General features: G+C 42.3%; 19 protein-coding genes. 3 read left to right on the top strand and 16 right to left on the bottom strand.

Features of this window, described 5'->3' with window-relative positions; translation table 11 throughout:
• Positions 1–46: 46 nt before the first annotated feature.
• The 6 genes from ACQEXP_RS13815 to ACQEXP_RS13790 form a co-directional block, all read right to left on the bottom strand.
• Positions 47–1,198 carry an EAL domain-containing response regulator gene (locus ACQEXP_RS13815; protein ID WP_426970486.1) on the bottom strand — a complete coding sequence of 384 codons (1,152 nt, stop codon included), beginning with the start codon at positions 1,196–1,198 and terminating at the stop codon, positions 47–49.
• Entirely contained in the window at positions 1,195–4,926 is a 3,732-nt protein-coding gene (locus ACQEXP_RS13810) for an ATP-binding protein (protein WP_426970484.1), read from the bottom strand. Before ACQEXP_RS13810 ends, ACQEXP_RS13815 begins: the two co-directional genes overlap by 4 nt.
• Positions 4,927–5,191: 265 nt before the next feature.
• Complete coding sequence (locus ACQEXP_RS13805; RefSeq protein ID WP_426970482.1) at positions 5,192–5,560, bottom strand: response regulator; 369 nt, start codon at positions 5,558–5,560, stop codon at positions 5,192–5,194.
• A gap of 18 nt (positions 5,561–5,578) precedes the next feature.
• Entirely contained in the window at positions 5,579–5,932 is a 354-nt protein-coding gene (locus ACQEXP_RS13800; protein ID WP_426970480.1) for a hypothetical protein, read from the bottom strand.
• A gap of 16 nt (positions 5,933–5,948) precedes the next feature.
• Positions 5,949–6,644, bottom strand: a complete 696-nt coding sequence (locus ACQEXP_RS13795; RefSeq protein ID WP_426970478.1) for a response regulator transcription factor — start codon at positions 6,642–6,644, stop codon at positions 5,949–5,951.
• 343 nt (positions 6,645–6,987) lie between these two features.
• Positions 6,988–8,502, bottom strand: a complete 1,515-nt coding sequence (locus ACQEXP_RS13790; RefSeq protein ID WP_426970476.1) for a methyl-accepting chemotaxis protein — start codon at positions 8,500–8,502, stop codon at positions 6,988–6,990.
• Between the two features lie 625 nt (positions 8,503–9,127).
• On the opposite strand from ACQEXP_RS13790, the gene ACQEXP_RS13785 reads away from it, so the two are divergent.
• Positions 9,128–9,334: a helix-turn-helix domain-containing protein gene (locus ACQEXP_RS13785; protein WP_419723645.1), complete on the top strand. Its 207-nt coding sequence runs from the start codon at positions 9,128–9,130 to the stop codon at positions 9,332–9,334.
• Between the two features lie 136 nt (positions 9,335–9,470).
• Here ACQEXP_RS13785 and ACQEXP_RS13780 read toward each other — a convergent pair whose 3' ends face one another.
• Complete coding sequence (locus ACQEXP_RS13780; protein ID WP_269376306.1) at positions 9,471–9,827, bottom strand: PilZ domain-containing protein; 357 nt, start codon at positions 9,825–9,827, stop codon at positions 9,471–9,473.
• A gap of 346 nt (positions 9,828–10,173) precedes the next feature.
• On the opposite strand from ACQEXP_RS13780, the gene rarD reads away from it, so the two are divergent.
• Positions 10,174–11,064, top strand: coding sequence for an EamA family transporter RarD (rarD, locus tag ACQEXP_RS13775; protein WP_426970473.1), 891 nt, complete (start codon positions 10,174–10,176; stop codon positions 11,062–11,064).
• Positions 11,065–11,095: 31 nt separating this feature from the next.
• Here rarD and ACQEXP_RS13770 read toward each other — a convergent pair whose 3' ends face one another.
• Together ACQEXP_RS13770 and ACQEXP_RS13765 are read right to left on the bottom strand one after the other, a co-directional pair.
• On the bottom strand, positions 11,096–12,514 hold the full coding sequence (locus ACQEXP_RS13770; RefSeq protein WP_269376304.1) for a basic amino acid/polyamine antiporter: 1,419 nt from the start codon (positions 12,512–12,514) through the stop codon (positions 11,096–11,098).
• Between the two features lie 472 nt (positions 12,515–12,986).
• Positions 12,987–13,211: a hypothetical protein gene (locus ACQEXP_RS13765; protein WP_426970471.1), complete on the bottom strand. Its 225-nt coding sequence runs from the start codon at positions 13,209–13,211 to the stop codon at positions 12,987–12,989.
• A 219-nt stretch (positions 13,212–13,430) separates the two neighbouring features.
• Between ACQEXP_RS13765 and ACQEXP_RS13760 the strand changes: the two genes are divergently transcribed.
• The gene (locus ACQEXP_RS13760) at positions 13,431–14,297 is read left to right on the top strand and encodes a patatin-like phospholipase family protein (RefSeq protein ID WP_426970469.1); all 867 of its coding nucleotides are present in this window, start codon (positions 13,431–13,433) and stop codon (positions 14,295–14,297) included.
• A gap of 4 nt (positions 14,298–14,301) precedes the next feature.
• Here the strand turns inward: ACQEXP_RS13760 and ACQEXP_RS13755 are convergent, their stop codons facing one another.
• The 7 genes from ACQEXP_RS13755 to ACQEXP_RS13725 all read right to left on the bottom strand — a co-directional run bounded on the left by ACQEXP_RS13755 (position 14,302) and on the right by ACQEXP_RS13725 (position 20,546).
• Positions 14,302–14,904 (bottom strand): 2OG-Fe(II) oxygenase, encoded by a 603-nt coding sequence (locus ACQEXP_RS13755; protein WP_426970468.1) that lies wholly within the window; start codon positions 14,902–14,904, stop codon positions 14,302–14,304.
• Between the two features lie 91 nt (positions 14,905–14,995).
• On the bottom strand, positions 14,996–15,346 hold the full coding sequence (locus ACQEXP_RS13750; RefSeq protein WP_426970466.1) for a DOPA 4,5-dioxygenase family protein: 351 nt from the start codon (positions 15,344–15,346) through the stop codon (positions 14,996–14,998).
• Between the two features lie 81 nt (positions 15,347–15,427).
• Positions 15,428–16,066 carry a response regulator gene (locus ACQEXP_RS13745; RefSeq protein WP_269376299.1) on the bottom strand — a complete coding sequence of 213 codons (639 nt, stop codon included), beginning with the start codon at positions 16,064–16,066 and terminating at the stop codon, positions 15,428–15,430.
• Positions 16,059–17,420: a cache domain-containing protein gene (locus ACQEXP_RS13740; RefSeq protein ID WP_269376298.1), complete on the bottom strand. Its 1,362-nt coding sequence runs from the start codon at positions 17,418–17,420 to the stop codon at positions 16,059–16,061. The genes ACQEXP_RS13745 and ACQEXP_RS13740 overlap by 8 nt, the downstream gene beginning before the upstream one ends.
• A gap of 92 nt (positions 17,421–17,512) precedes the next feature.
• The gene (locus ACQEXP_RS13735; RefSeq protein WP_269376297.1) at positions 17,513–18,796 is read right to left on the bottom strand and encodes a TRAP transporter large permease; all 1,284 of its coding nucleotides are present in this window, start codon (positions 18,794–18,796) and stop codon (positions 17,513–17,515) included.
• 12 nt (positions 18,797–18,808) lie between these two features.
• Positions 18,809–19,342 (bottom strand): TRAP transporter small permease subunit, encoded by a 534-nt coding sequence (locus tag ACQEXP_RS13730; protein WP_426970463.1) that lies wholly within the window; start codon positions 19,340–19,342, stop codon positions 18,809–18,811.
• Between the two features lie 115 nt (positions 19,343–19,457).
• Positions 19,458–20,546: a TRAP transporter substrate-binding protein gene (locus tag ACQEXP_RS13725; RefSeq protein ID WP_269376295.1), complete on the bottom strand. Its 1,089-nt coding sequence runs from the start codon at positions 20,544–20,546 to the stop codon at positions 19,458–19,460.
• Positions 20,547–20,684 lie beyond the last annotated feature (138 nt).

Raw genomic sequence — 20,684 nt, 5'->3', positions numbered from 1 at the left:
CGTCAGACATATCGAGCAACGAGAATCAAACGTACCTTAGATAGACTTAGCTAAGAACTTTAAACGATTTGAGTTTTTCAATCGCTAATGGCTTGCCAATGTAAAAGCCTTGGCAGACATCCACGCCTAGCATACGCAGTGCTTCAAATTCTTCTTTTGTTTCTACCCCTTCCGCGACAACTTTTATTTTAGTTCTTCGGCACAGTTCTGTCGTTAAGTCGACGATATGCCTCGACTTCAAGTCCGAAAAGTAACGCTTAGTAAATTGGCGATCGATCTTGAGTTCAGTGAACGGGATGTCCACGAGATTACCGAAGCTGGAGTAACCAGTGCCAAAGTCATCGATGGAGATTTTTACACCGAGCATCCTCAGCCGAGCGATGTTACTTAGCATTGTTGTCGATGGCTGAAAAATTTGGCTTTCCGTAATTTCAAGGGTCAATAGAGACATATCCATGCCAACTTCATCAGCCATGCTAACCAATTTGTCGACGAGGTCGGGGGCCATAAAGTTGTCTGCGGTCAGGTTGATGGATATTTTCATACCATCCGGAATATAGACAAAATCCACTTTGAGTCGATTCATCACGGTATCAAGAAGCAAGTCCGTGTATCGGTTAGTTTCTAGTAGCGGGATAAAGTAGTTGGGGGTCAGTGTCCCTTTAAGGGGATGCTGCCAGCGCACCAACACTTCAAATCCAATAAGCTTGTTGGTCTTAAAGCAAACTTGCGGCTGATAAACATTGTGAAATTGTTCGTTATCTAAACCATATAAGACTTCATTTATAGAGAAATCGAGGTCCTTTTTCACTGGTGCGCAAGACAATAACTCGCTGGTCATCTGTATAAGATTACAAAGGCTATCTTCATAGACAGGTTTAACTAAGGTTCCGACCACGTTAAGGCCGAGAGTTGTCGCCATCTTGCTCGCTAAAGCGATAATGCCTTCATCAACACAGCTAGAGATACACACAGCATTGTTATAATGGCTTTTCTTTAGCTCAGATAAAAACATCAGTCCGTCTTTACCAGGCAAGTCGAGGTCACTAATGATTAAGTCGAATTGGATCCTGCTTAATAGCGACATTGCCTTCTCTACCGAAGTCGCAGAGTGGACATTTTTGCAGCCAATATTTTTCAGTTTGTAGCCAAGTAAGATAAGCTCAAGCGGACTATCGTCAAGGATAAGTATGTTCATTTCTTTGACCTTTGATAGTTCTCGATAAGCGCAATGTTTGTCTGCATCACTTCGGCCAGAATCTCTAGCTGTGACTTAAGCTCGACTTTTTTCCCTCCTTTAATCGAGCGTTCTACCTTGTAAATAATCTTGGCAAGATCATCGATGCCTAGGCTTAACGCACCACCTTTAATCTTGTGTACCGTTTTCTGGAGCGCGGGTAAATCCTCTTGCTGCTCTGCTAATAACTTGAGATCGCTTGATAGACACGCTACCGAAATCTTCCTTAATTGCTCAACCTCCTCTTCACTATATTTGTCTAACCAGTGCGTGATAGGGGCGATTTTAGTTCCATTATCTAACAAGCATGCCTCCAATAGATTCCTTAGTTTCTCTATTCCATAAGGTTTGAACAAAATATGATCGAACCCTGATTCATTAGACTTACTTCGAACAATGCTCGAATCCTCTGCAGTACAGCCAATAATGGTTAGGTGCTTATCGAGATTGGCTTCATTGCGCAGTTTGCTAGAGAGTTCAAACCCATCCATATTGGGCATATGGCAATCCGTAATAAGTAGATCAAAGCCATCAGGATGTTCCATGATCGCGTGGTAAGCGGCTTCACCATCGTCAACCATATTGACCGTAAGCCCTAACTGCTCTAACTGCTTACGAATCACAAGTTGGTTGATAGGGTTATCTTCCGCAACGAGTACCGTTCCTTGCAATTGCTCGAATCTTAGGGGCGTTAATGTCGAGGCTTTGTCTGTATGCTGATACAAGCATTCAAATAGTAAGTCAGGAAATATCGGCGAATTAGACAAAACAATCTGTTGTTGTTCCACTTGCTTAAATCCCTCAACACCATCCTTGAAGACAATACGCCTTTCGAAAGGTATCTCGCTGTCGGTATTGTTGTAGTCAGAAGTGATCAGAATGCTGTGTCCCTTATCTGGAATTTCCAACTCTCGACAACCGGTTAGCGTCGACCAGATAGCAACCCACTCTTTGATATTGTCATTCACGTCACCAAACTGAATATCTAAGCTGCTGAGCTGTCCTTTGTAGGTGCTAACGAGCTGATGCGGGAGCGAAACCGACATCTTAGTACCAAGATTTTCAATACTCTCTACATTGAGTTGCCCATTCATGAGCTCAACCAGCTCAGAAACAATGGACAAACCTAACCCAGTGCCTCCGTACTTCCGTGCAATTGAGCTATCCGCTTGAACAAATGGACTAAACACAGTGGCGAGAACTTTTGTCGACATACCACAGCCCGTATCCGTCACCAAAAAGTTGATTGATGCATCGCTGAGTTCCACTTCTAATGTCACCGTGCCTATGTCGGTAAATTTAATCGCATTGGACAGGAGATTATTAAGTATTTGCGAATACCTGAGGCCATCAATAGAGACCAACCTGACGTTAGTAGGCTTAAAGTCATAGTGTAGGCGGATGCCTTTCTTATCTGCGGCAATTTTGTGGACGCGCAAAACCTCACTGGTCTCTCGCAATACGTCACAATCAAAAGGGGAAAGCTTGAGTTGGTCAGCCTCTAGCTTCGAGAAATCCAGAATATCATTCACTAGAACATTCAGTTGCCTTGCTGACGACGAGATGTTGTTAATAAGTAAAGTTTCCTCTTCATCTTCGATTTTGGCCCCGAGCATTTCAATCAACCCAACCATGCCGGCAATTGGCGTTCTTAGCTCATGCGTCATCGAGGCGAGAAACTTATCGCGTGCCTGAATCGCGGATTCCGCCTTTTTCTTGGCATTCTTCAGATCGTTTTCTCGTTGGTTTTTCTCGGTAATATCATTAATGACCGTTAGGATATATTCCTTGTCATTGAGCGTAATTTTCTTGCAGACATACTCCATCATTTCCATGTCTAGCGGACAGTTATATGTGCGGCAAACATCATTGATCGTCAGATCATTGTGGAACATGTCGTCAAATACTTTCTTATTTTTGTAGCCCATACCGCTTTCGGAAATGTGGCAAGCATTACACTGATTACTCAAATATTTACTGCAGTTTGTGTAGCGGACATTGGATCTGTCGTCATAGATAAAAACAATTGAAGGGATCTGACGAATAACGGAGTTTAAAAACTCATTTTCGATTCTCGTTGCAGCGGCATCTTTCTCCTTGATGATAACGTTGAGCTTCATATTCTTCTGCAACAAGTAGAAAATCACGACGCTAAACAGAAAGACAAACACAAAACCAAACGTCACCTGATAGAGGTATTTTTCTTCATAACCATAGACGACATTAAACGGGTCATAGGAGTTTTTAATTTTGTTTAATTCGTTTTGATCCCAGGTTCTGAAAATGCTGTTCAGCACATTAATGAGGGAAAGCTTATCTGACGAGACGGCCATGGCCAGATTCACAACAATCGGTTTGGTACGGTCGACAAAGTACTCGTCGTCAGCATGAGACGATATAATCATCTCAATGATATCTTCACGTATGTAAGCGATGTCGATCTCACCCGTTTCTAACGCCCTTAGGATTTTTTTAGAATCCCTAAACACTTTGGTGTTCTCGCCAAATAACTGATTTTTCACGTCAACATGCTTTTTGCTTTCAGATAACAGAACACCTTTCGACTCTTGTTTTTGTTCAGCCGAATGTGCAAGGCTAACAGTGTAATAAGTAAACGACATGAAGGCGTCGGTAAACTCGATACTCTCGTTGGAACCCACGGTTATCGATGAATAAGGGACGAGATCAATCTCATTTGATGCCAGCATATCGTAAGCTGACACCGACTGACTCATGGGTACATACTCAAATTCAAGCGTCGTCCTTGAAGATATCAGGTCTAGAACATCCTTGAGATAGCCAGAAAGGCTTCCATCTTGATTCCTAAAAAGTAGTGGAAACGAATCGTCATCAAATGAGTACTTGATGAGATTGCTGTAATTGCTATTGCGAAATGCTCTATTGATCATGTCCGAAAAATAATAAGGACTGATGCTGTTGATGAGGTGATCGCTTTCAATCGAACGCTTGATAATCTTATTAATGATCTCGACTAAACGCTTGTGTTCATCAAGCGACACGATCTGCGCGTAAACGAACCCTCCCCAAGGGGGCGTTGAAATAGAGCTAGAGACATTATCTGTCGCGTTCAGATACTCGGCAAAGCTAATGTAGCTATCAATAAATATCTTATTGTCACTCTTGATAACGCTTTCCGTACCCTCTCTAAAGTTAGCCACACGAGTCACATTCTCTATTCCTCGGCTATCCAAAATATTACAGTACACGGTTCCAGAAACGCACACCCATGGTCGCTTTTCTAAGTTATCTTGGTCGACAGAACTATTGCTCCAATACGCAACTGTGCTTTTAAATATAGGTGCTGAGTAGAACAATCCTTGCTTATCTTTAATCGCCTTCTCGTTAAAATCGAGTATCAAGTCCGCTTCGTTTGCATACAGAGCAGACATCACTTGTGCGGTATTTTCAAACTCGACAAACTCGATCTTCAGACCGAGTTCATTGGCAATTTTTTTCAGATAGGTCACGTTAAGGTTATAAAACTCACCGCGTCCAGATGTAGGATAAACTGGCCGCCCTTTTTCGGACAGCACAGCGATATTCACATCTCCTAGGCTTTCTATGTACTGATAATCCTCCTGTGACATTGAGTCAATCGAGGCGGCATAAACGGTATTAATTGATAACACACTACCTAGTAGAAAAAATACGTTTAACAATTGAGACATCGATAAAACCTTGAAACTGATATAAGTGAGTAATTTCCATTTAAATAACCAGGCCGTTTATTTAATGATATTCACATACCATTAACCTACCAAGGTATCATTCATGTAACATATAGGAATCAAAATTGGAGATGTGTATCATAATTGCAATATATTCATATTAAACACCAACAACCATTCCATTAATTTGATAAAAACACTTCATGTCGAATGTTAAAAAAATCCAAAATAATTCAGTTCGAATTTAATACCTATCTATAAGTAATCAACAAAACCTAACAATGACGTTAATCAATTCTTTGATGGTATAAGGTTTCTTCAAGTAACCATTCACTTGACTATTATCGAGCTCATTTTCCATATCATCGTAACAATGTGCACTGCATGCGATGATAGGAATATCGACATCAAACTCTCTAATCAACTCGCAGGCTTCAAACCCATTGAGATAAGGCATTTCTAGATCCATAAAAATAAGATCGTAGTTACGATTATTTCGATAATGCAATACGAGGTTTTCTCCATCCTCAAAATGCATAAATTTCGTGCCAAGTTGTGTCAACATCTTCATTAGCACAATCGCATTGAGAGGATAATCCTCCGCAATAAGGACATTTATATCTTGAAAATTCACGATAGTTTACAAGTGCATTTAGATGGTCTCTCGGCGAAGATAGAAAATAAGCTCATCCAGATAATAGATTGAAAATCTCAACGAACTCATTATTATCAGATAGTTGTATTCATATTTTTCGTTGATAAAGACCAACTGTCTTAGATGATTGGAAAGTGAGTACAATCCCAACAAACCTGAACTACCCACCAACTTATGTTTACTACGGCTCATGTCATCAATGAGAATAAATGATGAGTTACCAAACGAGCAGCATCGCCCCAACTTTAAAATCTCTTCTCTTAAACTTTGAATGAGTGTCATTGCGTCCGCTTTATCACCAAAACAGACGTTATCAATTAAGTAGGTTAGCTCCTCACATCGGTATTTCATTGGGCCTTTTCACTATTTATTTCGATCTTCTGAAATTCACTTTGTATCCCTTGCCTCTGACTGACTGTAGTTCGACTTTACCGCAGGTCTGTTGACTGATTTTCCTTCTCAGGCGACTAATCGCGAGATCGAGCGCCCGACTCCAACCATCATAGCCATGCCCTTTTGTCGAATAGCTTAATTCTTCCCGATCAGCAAAGAAGTTATCCTGTGACAAAATAAAGAACAAAATATTGGCTTCATTTTTTGTCAACTCCAACACAGTACCGTTATATTCGAACGTACGCTGATCTTTATTAATTTCAAAACAAGGAGTATCGACCTCTTCGTGGAAAACCTTAAATTGCTCAGTCTCTTCCATATTGACTAGTCGATTAACTCGACTTATCAGGATATCTACTCCTCTCTGCTTTAATAAAAAATCAGAGGCCCCCATCTCAAAGCTTTTTAATTCGATTCTGGTACTTTGTTTAGCGGTATAGACGATTACCGGACAATCGAGTATTTTCTTTAACCGAGAAAATGAATCCAAACTTGACCCAGAAGGCAACTGGACATCAAAAATAGCAAGATCAAAATGATTACCCACCGCCGCATGAAACGCAGAGGAAACATCAAATGATTGTACGACTATAAATCCAACCTTTTCCAATGCTCCTTTTAATAGCCTAGAAGTAAAAAGGTCATCTTCTAATAATAGGATTCGTTTCAAGACTCTTCCCCTATCGAAACGCAAGTAGCACCACTACCATAATTTTGCTAAGAGGCCTTAGATCTATCTAATCAAAACGTTATCTATAAACCATCAATCAGAATTATCGGCTATTGAATGTTTACAACTTTGACTAAACAAAGATTCAACTATTCAACATAAACTCTTAGGCAACAATTTAGTTAAGTATTTTCTGACAAAATACCCGCTTACCTTTTAATATCTTTATTGTAACAAAGTCGTACAATTGTGTATCAGTAACAGATAATTTTCAGACTTATCTTACCTAAGATATATGTAGTTTCATTACTCGCGTTGCATATATTAAGGAGAAGAGTGACATTTAATTCGTTTTAAATCTGCTAATTAACTCCTTCTGGTCCTCGGCCATTGATGCCAATTCTTCTGAAGCTTCAAAGCATTGATTAATTCCTAAGCTATTTCTATCGACAATTTGCGAGACCATTGAGATATTTTCGGATACCGAGTGGGTCACATTTGCTTGCTCAGATGAGGCGGAAGAAACACTCATCGTCTGTTCTAAGATCTGATTAACAGCATCAGAGATTTGACTGAAAGCGTTCATTACTTCTTGCGCATTCTCCTGATTTTCATTTATCAAATCGACGTTTTCATTCATGATTCGGTGCACATTCTCAGATTGGCTTTGTAGCCCTTCGACCACTTCTCTTATTTCAGCGGTAGAAGCCTGCGTTCTGACTGCAAGACTTCTGACTTCGTCCGCAACCACTGCAAATCCACGTCCTTGCTCACCCGCTCTTGCCGCTTCGATTGCCGCATTGAGCGCTAATAAATTTGTTTGCTCCGAGATGTTATTAATCACTTCGATGACCTGGCTAATATTGCAAGAGCTATTCTTTAGCTCCAAAACCAGTTCTGCCGCTTTGTTGATTGATAAAGAAATCATATTAGTGATCTCTCTTGATCTATCAATACAAGCCTGACCAATGACGACTTGGCTTTTCGCATCATCAGACGCTTTTTGCGCATGATTCGCGTTGTTATTGACTTCTTGTGCGGTGCAAGACAGTTCGGTTACAGAAACACTAATGAGGTTGAACTGCTCTTTTTCTTGGTTTGAATGCTCACGTGATTCCAACATTGTCGAAGACAACTCTGTCGCGGCCGACGCAACATTTTCACCATTTTCAAGTATGCGGTTAAGTGTGTCACCGACTGACTTACCAAGGGTATTGATAGAGTTTGCTAAACTGCCGATTTCATTGCTCCCTTCAATGTTGCTTCTTACCGTAAAATCGCCATCAGCCATTTGTTTTAACTTCATTGCGATGTCATTTAATGGATCAGAGATTTGTCTCGCAACGAACCAAAACAAAAGCACAGAAATGATCGAAATAAATACGATTTTGATCGCGCTGCTGTGCATTAATTCGTGAACTTCTGTGGTCGCTTTTTCTAATCGTGCTTCAAAGTGATTAATTTCTTCTTCGCTAAATTGTTCCAAGGCTCCAATAAGTCGAGTTGCGTGTTGGTCAGCATTTGATTGATACTGCTTAAACTCTTCACTCTCTCTCGTATACTGCTTTTTGATCTGAGGTAGCTTACGCACATGCTGATAATAGCGTTCAAGACTTTCTTTTCGTAATTCGGTGTCTCTATTTTCAGCAGTGTCAGCAAGATTTTTCAGACTACTTGCATACCATCGGTCTATTCTATCTGTATAGTCCGCTTCATCGATATCCCTCGCAGAAGCTTTCAAGAACATCAATCTGATATTGTATGTTGCGATAACATCCTTACCATATATTTTTTCAATCGAATCAAGTGAATGCTGACTATTAGCATTGCTTTCTTCGAACTCACTAAATACTGACATTACAAACATGGAAAATATTAATGAGATGGTCAGAAATACTAGTGAAAACAGACTAATTAGCTGTGTTTTAATGGAGAGATTTCGAAAGTTTAGTTTCATAGGGTCGTCTTATCGTATTAGGTAATTTTGACACAATATTACAAAATCCCCGTTATTATGTATCAACACAGTAACAACAAAATCACAACAATTAGACTACCCTGCACAGGCATACGAAAATCAAACCAAGTCATTGAATTTAATATACATTCCATAAAATCAGATTAGACGCAATCAGTGATGAACACCCCATACATTGCGCAGAGTTCAAGCCAAATTAACATTCAAAACATTGAGTAAAATTCAATTGATTTTATTAGAAAATTATCGGATTATTCCAATCCATTCAGAAATATCGTAAAGCTCAGATTGGAAAATCAAGCATCTAAATTGTTAGTTTGTTCAAACTAAAATAATAAAGTGATATTTATCAAAATAATTAATTGTGTTTCAAATAGGAATCAGCAGTGACTAGTGGGCTAAGAATCTCAGTTTCCATTGTCTAGTTTGAGACTATTGTTGAGAAAAAAGGCAAGATCACTCAGCATATCGATATTGAGCAACTCGATACATAGTTTGATAATTTATGAATGAACAAGAACTAATTAGTACTATAAGAAATAAGAGACAGCTCCTTGGAATGACTCAAGATGACTTGGCTCAACTGTGTAATACTTCCCCTTCTCATATTTGTAGAATTGAAAACGGGCAATCCAGTCCCAAGTTGAGCACCTTAATTAAAATATATGACACGCTATTGATCTCTATGACGATTCGCTGCGAGAACAGATAACTCTATCTTGTTAACGCCTTGAACTATAGACGGTCGGTTTGAGCAGGAGAACGTTTGTTGCAAAGTTCAGTATGGCTGGATTGATGATTAGACTGAGTGTGATCTCTTAAAAGAATGAAAAGTCATGCCACGAATGTTACGCAACTCGTTCTCTTAAACGTGCGAAGAAGACTGGATATTTGTTTTTAATATGGCGCTGTTCATCAACCATAATTTTGAAGGTTGGGCCAACACGAAGTTGAATTATCACTTCATCGTTGTCAAAACGCAGTACCGCTCCCTCAATGTCCACAGAGTTTTCATCATGAAGGTTCAGAACACCTTTGACGACTAGGCCCTTGTACATAGACGTGAAGTTGTTCATTACCATTCTTATCCCACCCTCGGACACCTCAGTGACTTGAAACATTTCATCTGCGAACTTTACAAACGGCCTTGCTCGCTTTGGGTATTTAAGACGGTAATATTTCCGTTTCTGATCAAAGTCCTTCATGCTCTTGCTCCCTACAACTCAGCATCCAGCTATATACATTAATTATAGTACTTCCTATTTAGTCAGTACTTAAGGTGATAACAATCTAACATACAAGGACTTACATCTACAGACCTATTGCCGTTGTTCTCTCTCTACTGAGAGCGAATCCCCGTTTCTCATTCGGCGGGCGAGTTGTCGAGTTGACCACACCCCTGAAATTTAACATTTTTGTTACTTATTATTCTACCAGCCATGTATGAGTACAGAACAATGCTCCAAACATTATTCAGTGTGCGACTAATTTCTTTACACTTTAGGTTGCAAGTAATAGATTTTTCTAACGATTTATTTACATGAGGTCATTATGTCTGACCATCGTCTAGGCAACGGAATGGCAGCCTTTTCTTTCGTAGTATGGGGGTTGTTGCCTTTGTACTATCAATACCTTCCCAACGCTGCGAGCGATGAGCTATTGGCGATACGGTTGATCGCCTCTGTTCCTCTCGGCGTGCTCATCGTCCTCATGTCTACCAAACACTTACCTAATTTAACCGCTATCTGGTTAGATAAACGCTCTCTCCTATATACCTTTGCTGCCGCTATTGTTATGTCTTTTTCGTGGCTGGCGTTCACTTGGGCGTTAACTAATGAAAGAGTCATGGAATCAAGTCTTGGCTTTTTCATCAGTCCGATTGTAACCATGGCGCTTGGGGTGATTTTGCTTAGCGAATACCTGTCACTAGGCAAAAAAGTCGCGCTCGTGTTGGCATGCATTGGGCTTACTTATCAAATCATCCATTATGGTGAGATCCCCCTTGTCGCCATTTCGATCGCTGTGTTTTTCTCACTCTACGGCTGGTTGAAAAAACAAATCGGTTACGATTGGGCTACGAGTCTGTTTGTCGAGGCCTTGGTTTTACTTCCTATTGCAACGATCTACATGCTGGTTAAAGAGGTAACTTTTGGTGCGGTATCCCTTCACTCAGATACGACGACTCTTATGCTGTATCTTGGTTCCGCTCCAGCAACACTGCTTCCCTTGGTCTTCTATTCGATCGCAATACGGCTGACCTCTCTGACAACAATTGGCTTGATGCAATATATCGAACCTTCTATCCAGTTTCTTCTAGCCGTTTATCTATTTGGTGAACTCTTCGATGAAGTAAAACTCATCAGTTTTGGGCTTATTTGGGTGGGTTTAGCATTCACTGTGCTGGAAAGCGCACGATACCGCTATACAGCCAGGAGCCGATAAAAAAATCCCCCGCAATAACGCGGGGGAAGTGTCAAAATCCGATACTAAGGCTGCCTTGCCACAGCAGAGCCATCGAGAAGAGCGCTGTTACTCCAAGCATACTTGCTCCAAGCTTTTCCTTTCCCGCGAATGGATTCACGCCTTGTTCACTTTTCGCCTTGATGTAGAAATACAGTCCAGGCAGATAAAGTATTGCGGACAACAATAAATAGTTGAGACCAGACGCGTATAACAGCCATAGTCCGTATACAGATGCACCGAGACCAATAAAAAGTAAGCTGCCTCGATTCTTCTCTTCAATCGCTATTTTTAGGACAAACGCTCCGACTAAGAAATACGGTACCAAAATCATCTCTGAAGCGATAATCAGCAAGGTGTCGTAAGTACTACCAGCGAACATGACAAAGATTAGGGAAACCTGAATCCAGATATTTGTTAAGGTCAGCGGTTTAACCGGACTCCCCGCTTCGTTCAGTCGCGCATAACTTTTAGGAAACATCTTCTCCTTAGCACATAGATAAGGCGCTTCAGACGCAAGAACTGTCCAGCTAAGAAATGCGCCACACACGGAGATAAGTAACCCAATACTGATGATGTATTGTCCCCATGGACCTAAAATGACCGTCAATACTCGCGCCATAGATGGGTTTTGGTATTGAGCCAGTTCAACCGGTTTTACCACCCCCATTGAAAGTAAGGTGACAAATACATAGATTGCTAACGCAGTAAGCAGCCCCAGAATCGTTGCCCGCCCGATGTCTTTTCGGTTTCGAGCTCTACCAGAGACAACAACAGCGCCCTCAATGCCGATAAACACCCATACCGTCACTAGCATCGTACTCTTCACTTGCGACCACAGACTGTGCTCCTCACCAAAATGAACGCCGGTAAAGTCAAGAGTGAAAGTGTTCCAGCTAAAGGCGAGCATCGCGCAGACAATAAACGCCATTAGCGGGACCAGCTTTGCGTACGTTGTCACCATATTAATCAACGCGGCAGTTTGAACACCACGTAACACAAGCGCATGCACCATCCACAGTAAGCAAGATGCACCAATAATCGAAATTACCGTGTTACCTTGACCAAATATAACGTTATCCGGTGTATCAAATAGCATCCCAAGTGTGCTGAATACGATAACCAGATAAGAGACGTTGGCCAACATTGCGCTTAGCCAGTAGCCCCATGCAGAGCAAAAACCAACAAAATCCCCAAATCCCGCTTTTGCGTAGCCAAAAACACCGCTGTCGACATTTGGTCGATGTGAGGCAAGCGTTTGGAAAGAGAGCGCAAGAAAGATCATACCCACGCCAGTGATTGTCCAGCCAATCATCACAGCGGCAGGACTCGCTACCGAAGCCATATTTTGTGGCAAGCTAAACACACCAGCTCCAATCATCGAACCGATGACGATGGCTGTCAGGGAGCTCAAGCCAAGTTTGTTATCCATGTTGTTTCCACGGGACGCAATCAGAAGGAAGGGATTTTACGACGATTAACTTTGAATAGGCAGACCTGATGTGAGGCATATCGCATACATAGCAAACAAATCTCACCTTTCATTGTCATCGATCAATGGTTGGAATTAATAGTAGTGAATTAGTCCAAATAAATGCAACTTAATAATAATAATCGTCGGATTAATAACTACACCGCAGACATATAACCTAGCAAATGTAGGAAATGCAGTATTGGAAACATCGGAATTCATAAAAGAAATCCATTCCCCAATCAGAAATTGATCTAATTTATAGAACGACAACTCGCCAAACTAGGATCATGGACTAGACTCAATAAAGGTATCAATGGCTGAGTGCACATTGCTAACCTATGATATCCATTACTTCCTGTTTGTGCGGTCGCTGAAAAGCGGCCATTTTTTTGCACAAAAAAGCAGCCAGTTAGGCTGCTTCAGCGTTTAGTTAGTGTGTCGAGCTATCAGAGCGTTGACCAAACTCAGCTTGATGATAGATCTCAGCGAGACTCTTGTCTCTTCTCACTTTAGATTTGAGTTTTTTCGCAGCACTATTCTGCTGCTCTTGAGCTTTGAGCGCCTTTTCATGTGCTTTGGCTGATTGAATAAATTTTGGATCACACAAAGCCTGTTGACGTAGGCGGTTAACGCGTTCGATGGTGTCTAACAACATACTAGCCTCCTATACAACTGTATTTATAAACAGTATAGGTACTCAATTCACGACGTCAAGAAAACACTGTGTAAAAAAACAGGTATCACTTGAAAATCGCATAATGCATTGCTACACCTTGATAGATTGAAGCTATCACAACGATATAGACCATCCATTATCCTCCTGCGCTACAGCTGGTTAGACTCCAGTTATCGATCGTTTTGAGTTGAGGACACTATGAGAGCAATTGTTGTTGAAGGTGGTGCGATGAGAGGTATCTTCGCGGCAGGAGTGTTAGACCATTTTATTGAACATGATTACTACCCTTTTGATTTTGCTGTTGGTGTATCAGCGGGCGCTTCTAATCTCGTCGGTTATTTATCAAAGCAGCAAGGTCGTAGTTATGATGTGATTACCCAGCTTGCCACTCACAGGCAGTTCTTTGACCCTGCACGCTTTCTCAAAGGGGGACACTTAGTTGATGTTGAGTGGCTGGTATCTGAATCTCAACGACGCTACCCACTTGATCTCGAAGCGTTATTTTCAAGCTTACCTATGCTAGCGACAGCAACCAACATCAACACCGGTGAGGCTGACTATTACCAAGTTACCCAGCAAAACTTGTACACCGTATTGGAAGCAACCAGCGCACTACCGATCGCGTACAAACAGACGCCTTGCTTTTCGGGTGGCTGCTACACAGATGGTGGTGTGGCTGACTCCATACCTGTTATCGAGGCATATCGCAGAGGTGCAACAGAAATCACGGTCATCTTATCCCACCCACTAAGTTACCAAATGCCGAATAGCAAAAGCTCTTGGCTTGTTTCAGCATTGCTGCATCGCTATCCCATGATTGGCAAGGCAATGGCGAACAGAGCGAGTCGATACAATCAGTCACTAGCGTTCATTCGCAATCCACCACAAAATGTGACAGTCCGCGTCATTGCGCCACCTGAGACATTTTCAGTTAAACGTCTGACTATGAACAAGAGATTGCTTGATGAGGGTTATACGATGGGACGGCAACAAGGTGAAGAACACCTTGCGAGTCGACAAGGTGTTCATGGGTTAACAGCAGACAATTGCCACTTCTGTTTTTAGAGGATTAACGGGCAATATCGAGCAGGTTGTCTTTAACCCCGTTAACGCGGAACCATCCAGCAATACTGTATCGATCCGCGTTTGTAGGCAACACTTCATGCGGAAACTGTTCAGAGAAAAAGACCAGCAAGCGTCCTGACTTTGGCGATATCTGAGCGAGCTTATTATCATCCAGATCGTACACCACCAACTCACCTGCGTCTTGTTCGTTCCAAGATTCATTCATGTAAAAAACCGTCGTTAGTCGACGGTTCTCATTGCCGTTGAAACAGTCTAAGTGCTTTTGATAGAAATCGCCTTTTTCGTATTTCGCGAAATGTGCTTCATATTCGAAAAGACCTAAGAAGAAGTGGCGATTTGCTTCCTGCCGAATCTGCTCCATTTTCGCAAGGAAACACTCGACTGGAAATCCCATTGTAGGCTGTAACCACTGAATTTTGTCGCTACGAATCTGACGTTCGAGTACCCTTTCTTCGTTACGTCCAATTCGAGCTTTTTTCCAATCTGCTGGAATACATTCTCTTAACTGTGCAACTTCATCTTCATTTAAAAAATCGTCCCATACATAGTAACCGTGCGTAAATAACGCATCGATGAGTTGCTCCATTGCCAATTCTGCCCACTGATGAAATAAGTGAACGCTTTTACACAAGCGGCGCCATTGGAACAACTCAGGTTATTTACCGAGTGGACAAGCCCTATTTGTCGAGAGCAAAAATCGTTAGATTCAGATCAATCGCGTCGCCTAGCCAGTCGGCATAATCGGTGTGATCTTTTAAGTCATCGCCCGTCACACCATGTATTAAGATTGAGTGACCGTTGCGTTCTTGATCTAACCAAGGAATGAGGTTGCCGAAGTCTTTATCGGTAAAACTTACCGAAAAACTCCACATTGTATGAGGCCCGACTAGCCTTTCATTGAAGCGTCCTACCGGCAGCGTATAGGTATTTTTAACCTTTTCACGTAGCTGACGAGCAAACTCGCGAGTTGTTTCATCGAAATAGACATGAGCGTGGTAGTGTTGATGAGCATTTATTATTTGAGACATACATGTACTGCTAAGAAAAAATCGACATTTACCTTAACACTGCACTTCAGCAGAGTCGCGCATACTTACGTTCATTACAAATCAGGCAACAATACCTTTCTCAAGCGCGTACTTAGCCAGCTCCGCCGTACTGTGCAGGTCAAGCTTATGCTTGATATTCTGACGATGGGTTTCCACTGTTCGATAACTAATGTTCAACAAGGAGGCAATTTCCTTACTACTCTTGCCTTCCGCCACCAGCTTCAAAATCGCCTCTTCACGTCGGCTAAGTGGATTGGGTTTCTTACTACTCGGAATGACTTCTTGAGAGAACAAGGTCTGAGTTACTGATTCACAAAAGTAGGTCGACCCTTGGTAGACTGTTTTAATCGCTTGAACCATTCGACGCGCACAGATTTCCTTGAGCATATAACCGACAGCTCCCACCTGCATCACTTTCATAATGTACTCACGATTGTCATGCATTGTGAGCATTAACACCTTTACATCAGGCATCTCTTCTTTGATTAGAGCGGTCGCATCAATCCCATTCATCAATGGCATACTCACGTCCATCAATACTACGTCGGGCATTAGAGCTTTGACCACTTCTATCGCTTCCACACCGTTGCTGGCAGAACCAACCACCTCAATATCATCTTCAGTTTCTAAACGAGCGATAAATCCATCTAAAACAACTTGGTGATCATCGACAATCACCACTTTTATCGGTTTATCCATAAACTAATCCGTCCAATTCCAGTAACACGGTTATTTCCGTTCCGAACCCCGGTTCACTTTCTACTTCGAAGTCACCGCCAATAAATTCAACCCTTTCGCGCATATTTCTCAGCCCGATACCGCTTTTCCTAAGGGCGCTTCCGACATCAAAGCCAACGCCATCATCACGGATAATCAGTTGCAGCATATTGCCCATTTGCTGCAGTATCACACTGACATTATTTGCATGTGAATGTTTTTCTATATTAGTCAGTGATTCCTGCGCCACACGGTATAAGGTCGTCGCAGCATCGGATTGCAACTTACCAGGCTGAGTCGATAGTGACGCTTCAATTTCGACGCCAGAGTGGGATTTAAAATCGAGCAATAAACTATTAAGTGCGGCTTCCAAACCAATATCATCAAGGGCGCTAGGCCGCAAGTTGTGCGAAATGTGGCGAACTTCATTAATTGCTGTGGTCAGCGACTGCTGAGACTTTTGAAGATGTTGCTGCAATGCGGCATCGTCAATTTTGCTCGCCAGCAACTCCAAATGGCATTTGCTCGACACCAGAAGTTGATTGATGCCATCATGCAACTCCCGAGCTAAATGCTTCTTCTCATCCTCTTGGAACATCACTGTCTGGTGCGCTAGCTGTTTTAAGCTTCTATCAGCCAGTTTGTGTTCATGCAGATTAACCGCCAAGGTGATCACGACAATAACACCCACGGTAACCACCACAATCACAATTACAGAGAAAAAGGTCGTCTCTATATTGCGGTTAACTTCAGATTTCAGATTGGCGACTTCATAGGTGATATCTTCGATATAAAGCCCAGTGCCGACCATCCAATTCCATTTATCTAACCATGCGGCATAACTTAACTTGGTGACATTTTCCCCTGTTGAAGGTTTTTGCCACAAATATTGATGAAAGCCGCCACCATTCTGAGCTTCAGCCAACAACGCTTTAATCAGGTAGTCGCCATTCTTATCTCGAATATGCAGTAGATTTTGTCCAACGAGGTCTGGCATAACAGGATGGACAAGATTGGTACCGTTTTCGTCGTAGGCAAAGAAATAACCGTCTTTATCTTTGCCGTAGCGAAGCTTAGTCAAGACTTCTTTGACCTGTTGTTTCGCTACTTCTTCTGGTAACTCTTCATCATTGTAGATGTGCGAAATCGCGTCAAACGCCAAGTCCACTTTGTCTTTAAGTGCCGTTTCTTTTGAACGGATCAGTCCATCTTCAAATATTTGGATCTCTTTCTCACCCAATGTTTTTGCTTGATGAATGGAGATCCAACTGGTCAAAGCCGTAACTAGGAGTAGTGGCAATAAGCTGAGTACAATCAGCTTGGCTTGTAGAGGCATTCCCTTCCCCTTTAAAACAACATAGGTTGCTTACCCTAGTGGGCAAGCAACCTAACTTTAACAGGAGTTGTAGACTAACTGTAATTAAATGATCACATTCCGTAAAATTGTGGGAAGACAAGGAGGGTTATCAATACCGCGATTTGTATGCCGATGAATGGCATTACACCGCGATAGATGTCTCTTGTCGTCACTCCTTTTGGCGCAACACCTTTGAGATAAAATAGACTGAAACCAAATGGTGGCGTCAAGAAGGATGTCTGTAAGTTCATCGCAATCAGAATCGCAAACCAAGTCATGTTGATGCCAAGGATTTCGGCAACCGGCGCAAGAATCGGTACGATAATGAAACAGATTTCTACGAAGTCGATAAAGAAGCCGAGGATCAGAATAACCAACATGGTAATGATGAGGAAGCCCCACTTCTCACCAGGTATTTGCAGCATCCACTCTTCGACTAAATAGTCACCGCCAGTGTAAGTAAATGCCATAGAGAATGCAGTTGCGCCCAACAAGATCGCAAATACCATCGCCGTCACTTTCACCGTCTCTTTTGACGCTTCGTAGACCATAGACCAACTGAACTGGCGGTATAGTAAAGCCAGTACGATAGCACCCGCACCACCTAGCGCCGCAGACTCAGTTGGTGTAGCGATACCAGCAAAAATAGAACCTAACACGACGACGATTAGCGCGAGCGGCGGAACAACCGCTTTCAATGCTTTAATGACTTCCTCTTTGCGGCTGATATCGCCGTCACTCGGGATCGGTTGAGCCGCTTCTGGATTTAACTTGGCGTAAATCAAGATGTAGACCACGTACGCACCAACGAGGACGAGACCAGGCCAAACCGCGGCTTGAAACAAGTCGCCCACGGGGACACCGAGCACATCACCCAATAGAATCAATACGATAGATGGCGGAATGATTTGCCCTAAAGTACCAGACGCACAGATGGTGCCGCATGCTAACCCTTTGTCGTAATTGTACTTGAGCATAACAGGGAGAGAGATTAAGCCCATTGCGACCACAGAAGCACCCACCACACCAGTAGATGCAGCAAGTAAGGCACCAACCAAAACGGTAGAAATCGCGATACCTCCACGTACCCCACCGAACAGTTTGCCCATAGACTCAAGTAACTGTTCCGCGAGACGTGTTTTTTGCAGCACCAAGCCCATAAAAACAAACAGCGGAACGGCCATTAGAACCGTGTTTTCCATTATCGACTGAACACGGTAAGGCATGAAGGCAAACATATCCCAGCCTTCAGCCCAAACACCAAAGATAAGAGCGATACCACCAAAGGTAAACGCGACAGGGAAGCCAAGTAGCAGAGCAAACAAGGCAACAAAAAACATTACAATACCAACCATTTTCCTGTCTCCTTACTTCTGTTTTTCTGCGTAGATTAGATGCGGGTTAACGATCTTGTTTAATGAATGAAGAAATAGACCGATACCGCTAATAGCCATAAACAAGAAAGACAATGGAATCATAGCTTTGATAATCCAGCGGTAAGGTAAGCCACCCGGATCGCCCGATGTTTCGCCCAGTGCGTAACTCTCTTTGGCGAAGTCGATACCGTAATAAGTAACAAGGAGACAAAATGGTAGTAAGAAAAAGAGTGTTCCAAGCATATCGATGATTGACTGAGCTTTATGAGACAAGCGCTCATAGAACAGGTCTACTCGAACATGGCCACCCGCTTTAATGGCATAAGGAATGCCGAGTAGGAAAACCGCTGAGAATAGATGCCATTCCATTTCCTGAAAGGCAATTGAAACATCATTAAAGGCATAGCGCATTACTACGTCATACACGACGTTAGCCAATAACAAAATGAACAATATACTTGATAACCATCCGAGGAAGTCACCAAAGCGATTAAATACTCGCTCGATATAAATTAGGCTTCTCATTCCCTACTCCATGGAATTTTGAATGTACGCCATGCTAATTGGCATGGCGTTTATTAGAAGGTTTTCTTGGGCTTTTTGCCATGCGTGACAATGTCACGCATGGTAATTTTAATTATTATTGTGCTTGGCTGTTCAGATAAGCACGGTGTGAAATATCTGTCCACGAACGAACTTGTTTTAGGTAATCTGCTTGAGACTTCTGAATCTCTTTCGCAAGATCGTCTGACTCAGCATGCTTAGCCAGTAGACGGTCATTTGCTTCACGCAGTGCATTCATTACCTCAGGTGGGAAGTCTTTAACCTGAACATCAGGGTATTCAGACTTGATAGAAACCCAGTTTTTGCCGCTTTCGTGCGTTGCTTGCGTGTACATATCGTAAGCCGCTGTACGCATTGCCACACGTAGGATTTCTTGTAGATCTTCTGGTAGTCCTTCCCAAACACGTTTGTTCACTAGGAATTGAAGTTCTGAACCTGGCTCATGCCAACCCGTGTAGTAGTAAGGTGCAATTTTGTGGAAGCCCATACGTAGGTCTAGTGAAGGTCCAACCCATTCCAACGCATCAATCGTACGACGTTCAAGCGACGTGTACAGTTCACCAGGTGCGATGTTGGTTGGTTTTGCGCCCAATTCCGCTAAGATTTCACCAGCAAAACCTGGGATTCGCATTTTAAGACCTTGCAAATCTTCGACTGAATTGATCTCTTTCTGGAACCAGCCGCCCATCTGAATATCAGTGTTACCACCAGGGAACGACAATAAGTTGTGAGGTGTATAGACTTTATCCATCAGTTCCATACCACCACCATGGTAGAACCACGCGTACTGCTCTGCTGGTGTCATACCGAAAGGCATAGAAGTGAAGTAAAGAGTGTTAGGTACTTTGCCTTTCCAGTAGTAAGAGCCTGAGTGACCCATGTCATATTGGCCAGACTTAACCATATCGAAAATACCTAACGGCGCTTTGTGCTTGTTCGCTGAGTCGATACGAATTTGCAAACGGCCATTAGACATTTTCTCAGCCATTGCCGCCATGTTCTTTGTGGCGTCACCAAACACTGGGAAATTTGGTCCCCAAGTTTCAGCAAGCTTTAAGCGATAAACTTTTTCAGCTGCGGATACTGAAGTCGACATAACCGCGAGAGCTGCTGCCATCGCCGTCACTTTTAATACTCTTTTTAGAGATTGTTTAATAAGACTCATGTTCACGTCCTTTGTTTAACGGTCATACCCATCTAGGTACCTTTTGTTTCACTTATAGATTGAGTCATCTATTAACAAGATAAAATCAGCGAGAACACTGATAAAATTTAACAGCGACACGTAAAATTCGACTAAAGA

Origin of the sequence: Vibrio sp. TRT 1302, assembly GCF_050113875.1 — a bacterium.
Classification (GTDB): domain Bacteria; phylum Pseudomonadota; class Gammaproteobacteria; order Enterobacterales; family Vibrionaceae; genus Vibrio.
The sequence above is the reverse complement of the archived record's forward strand: the minus strand, read 5'-3'. Positions and strand labels throughout refer to the sequence as shown.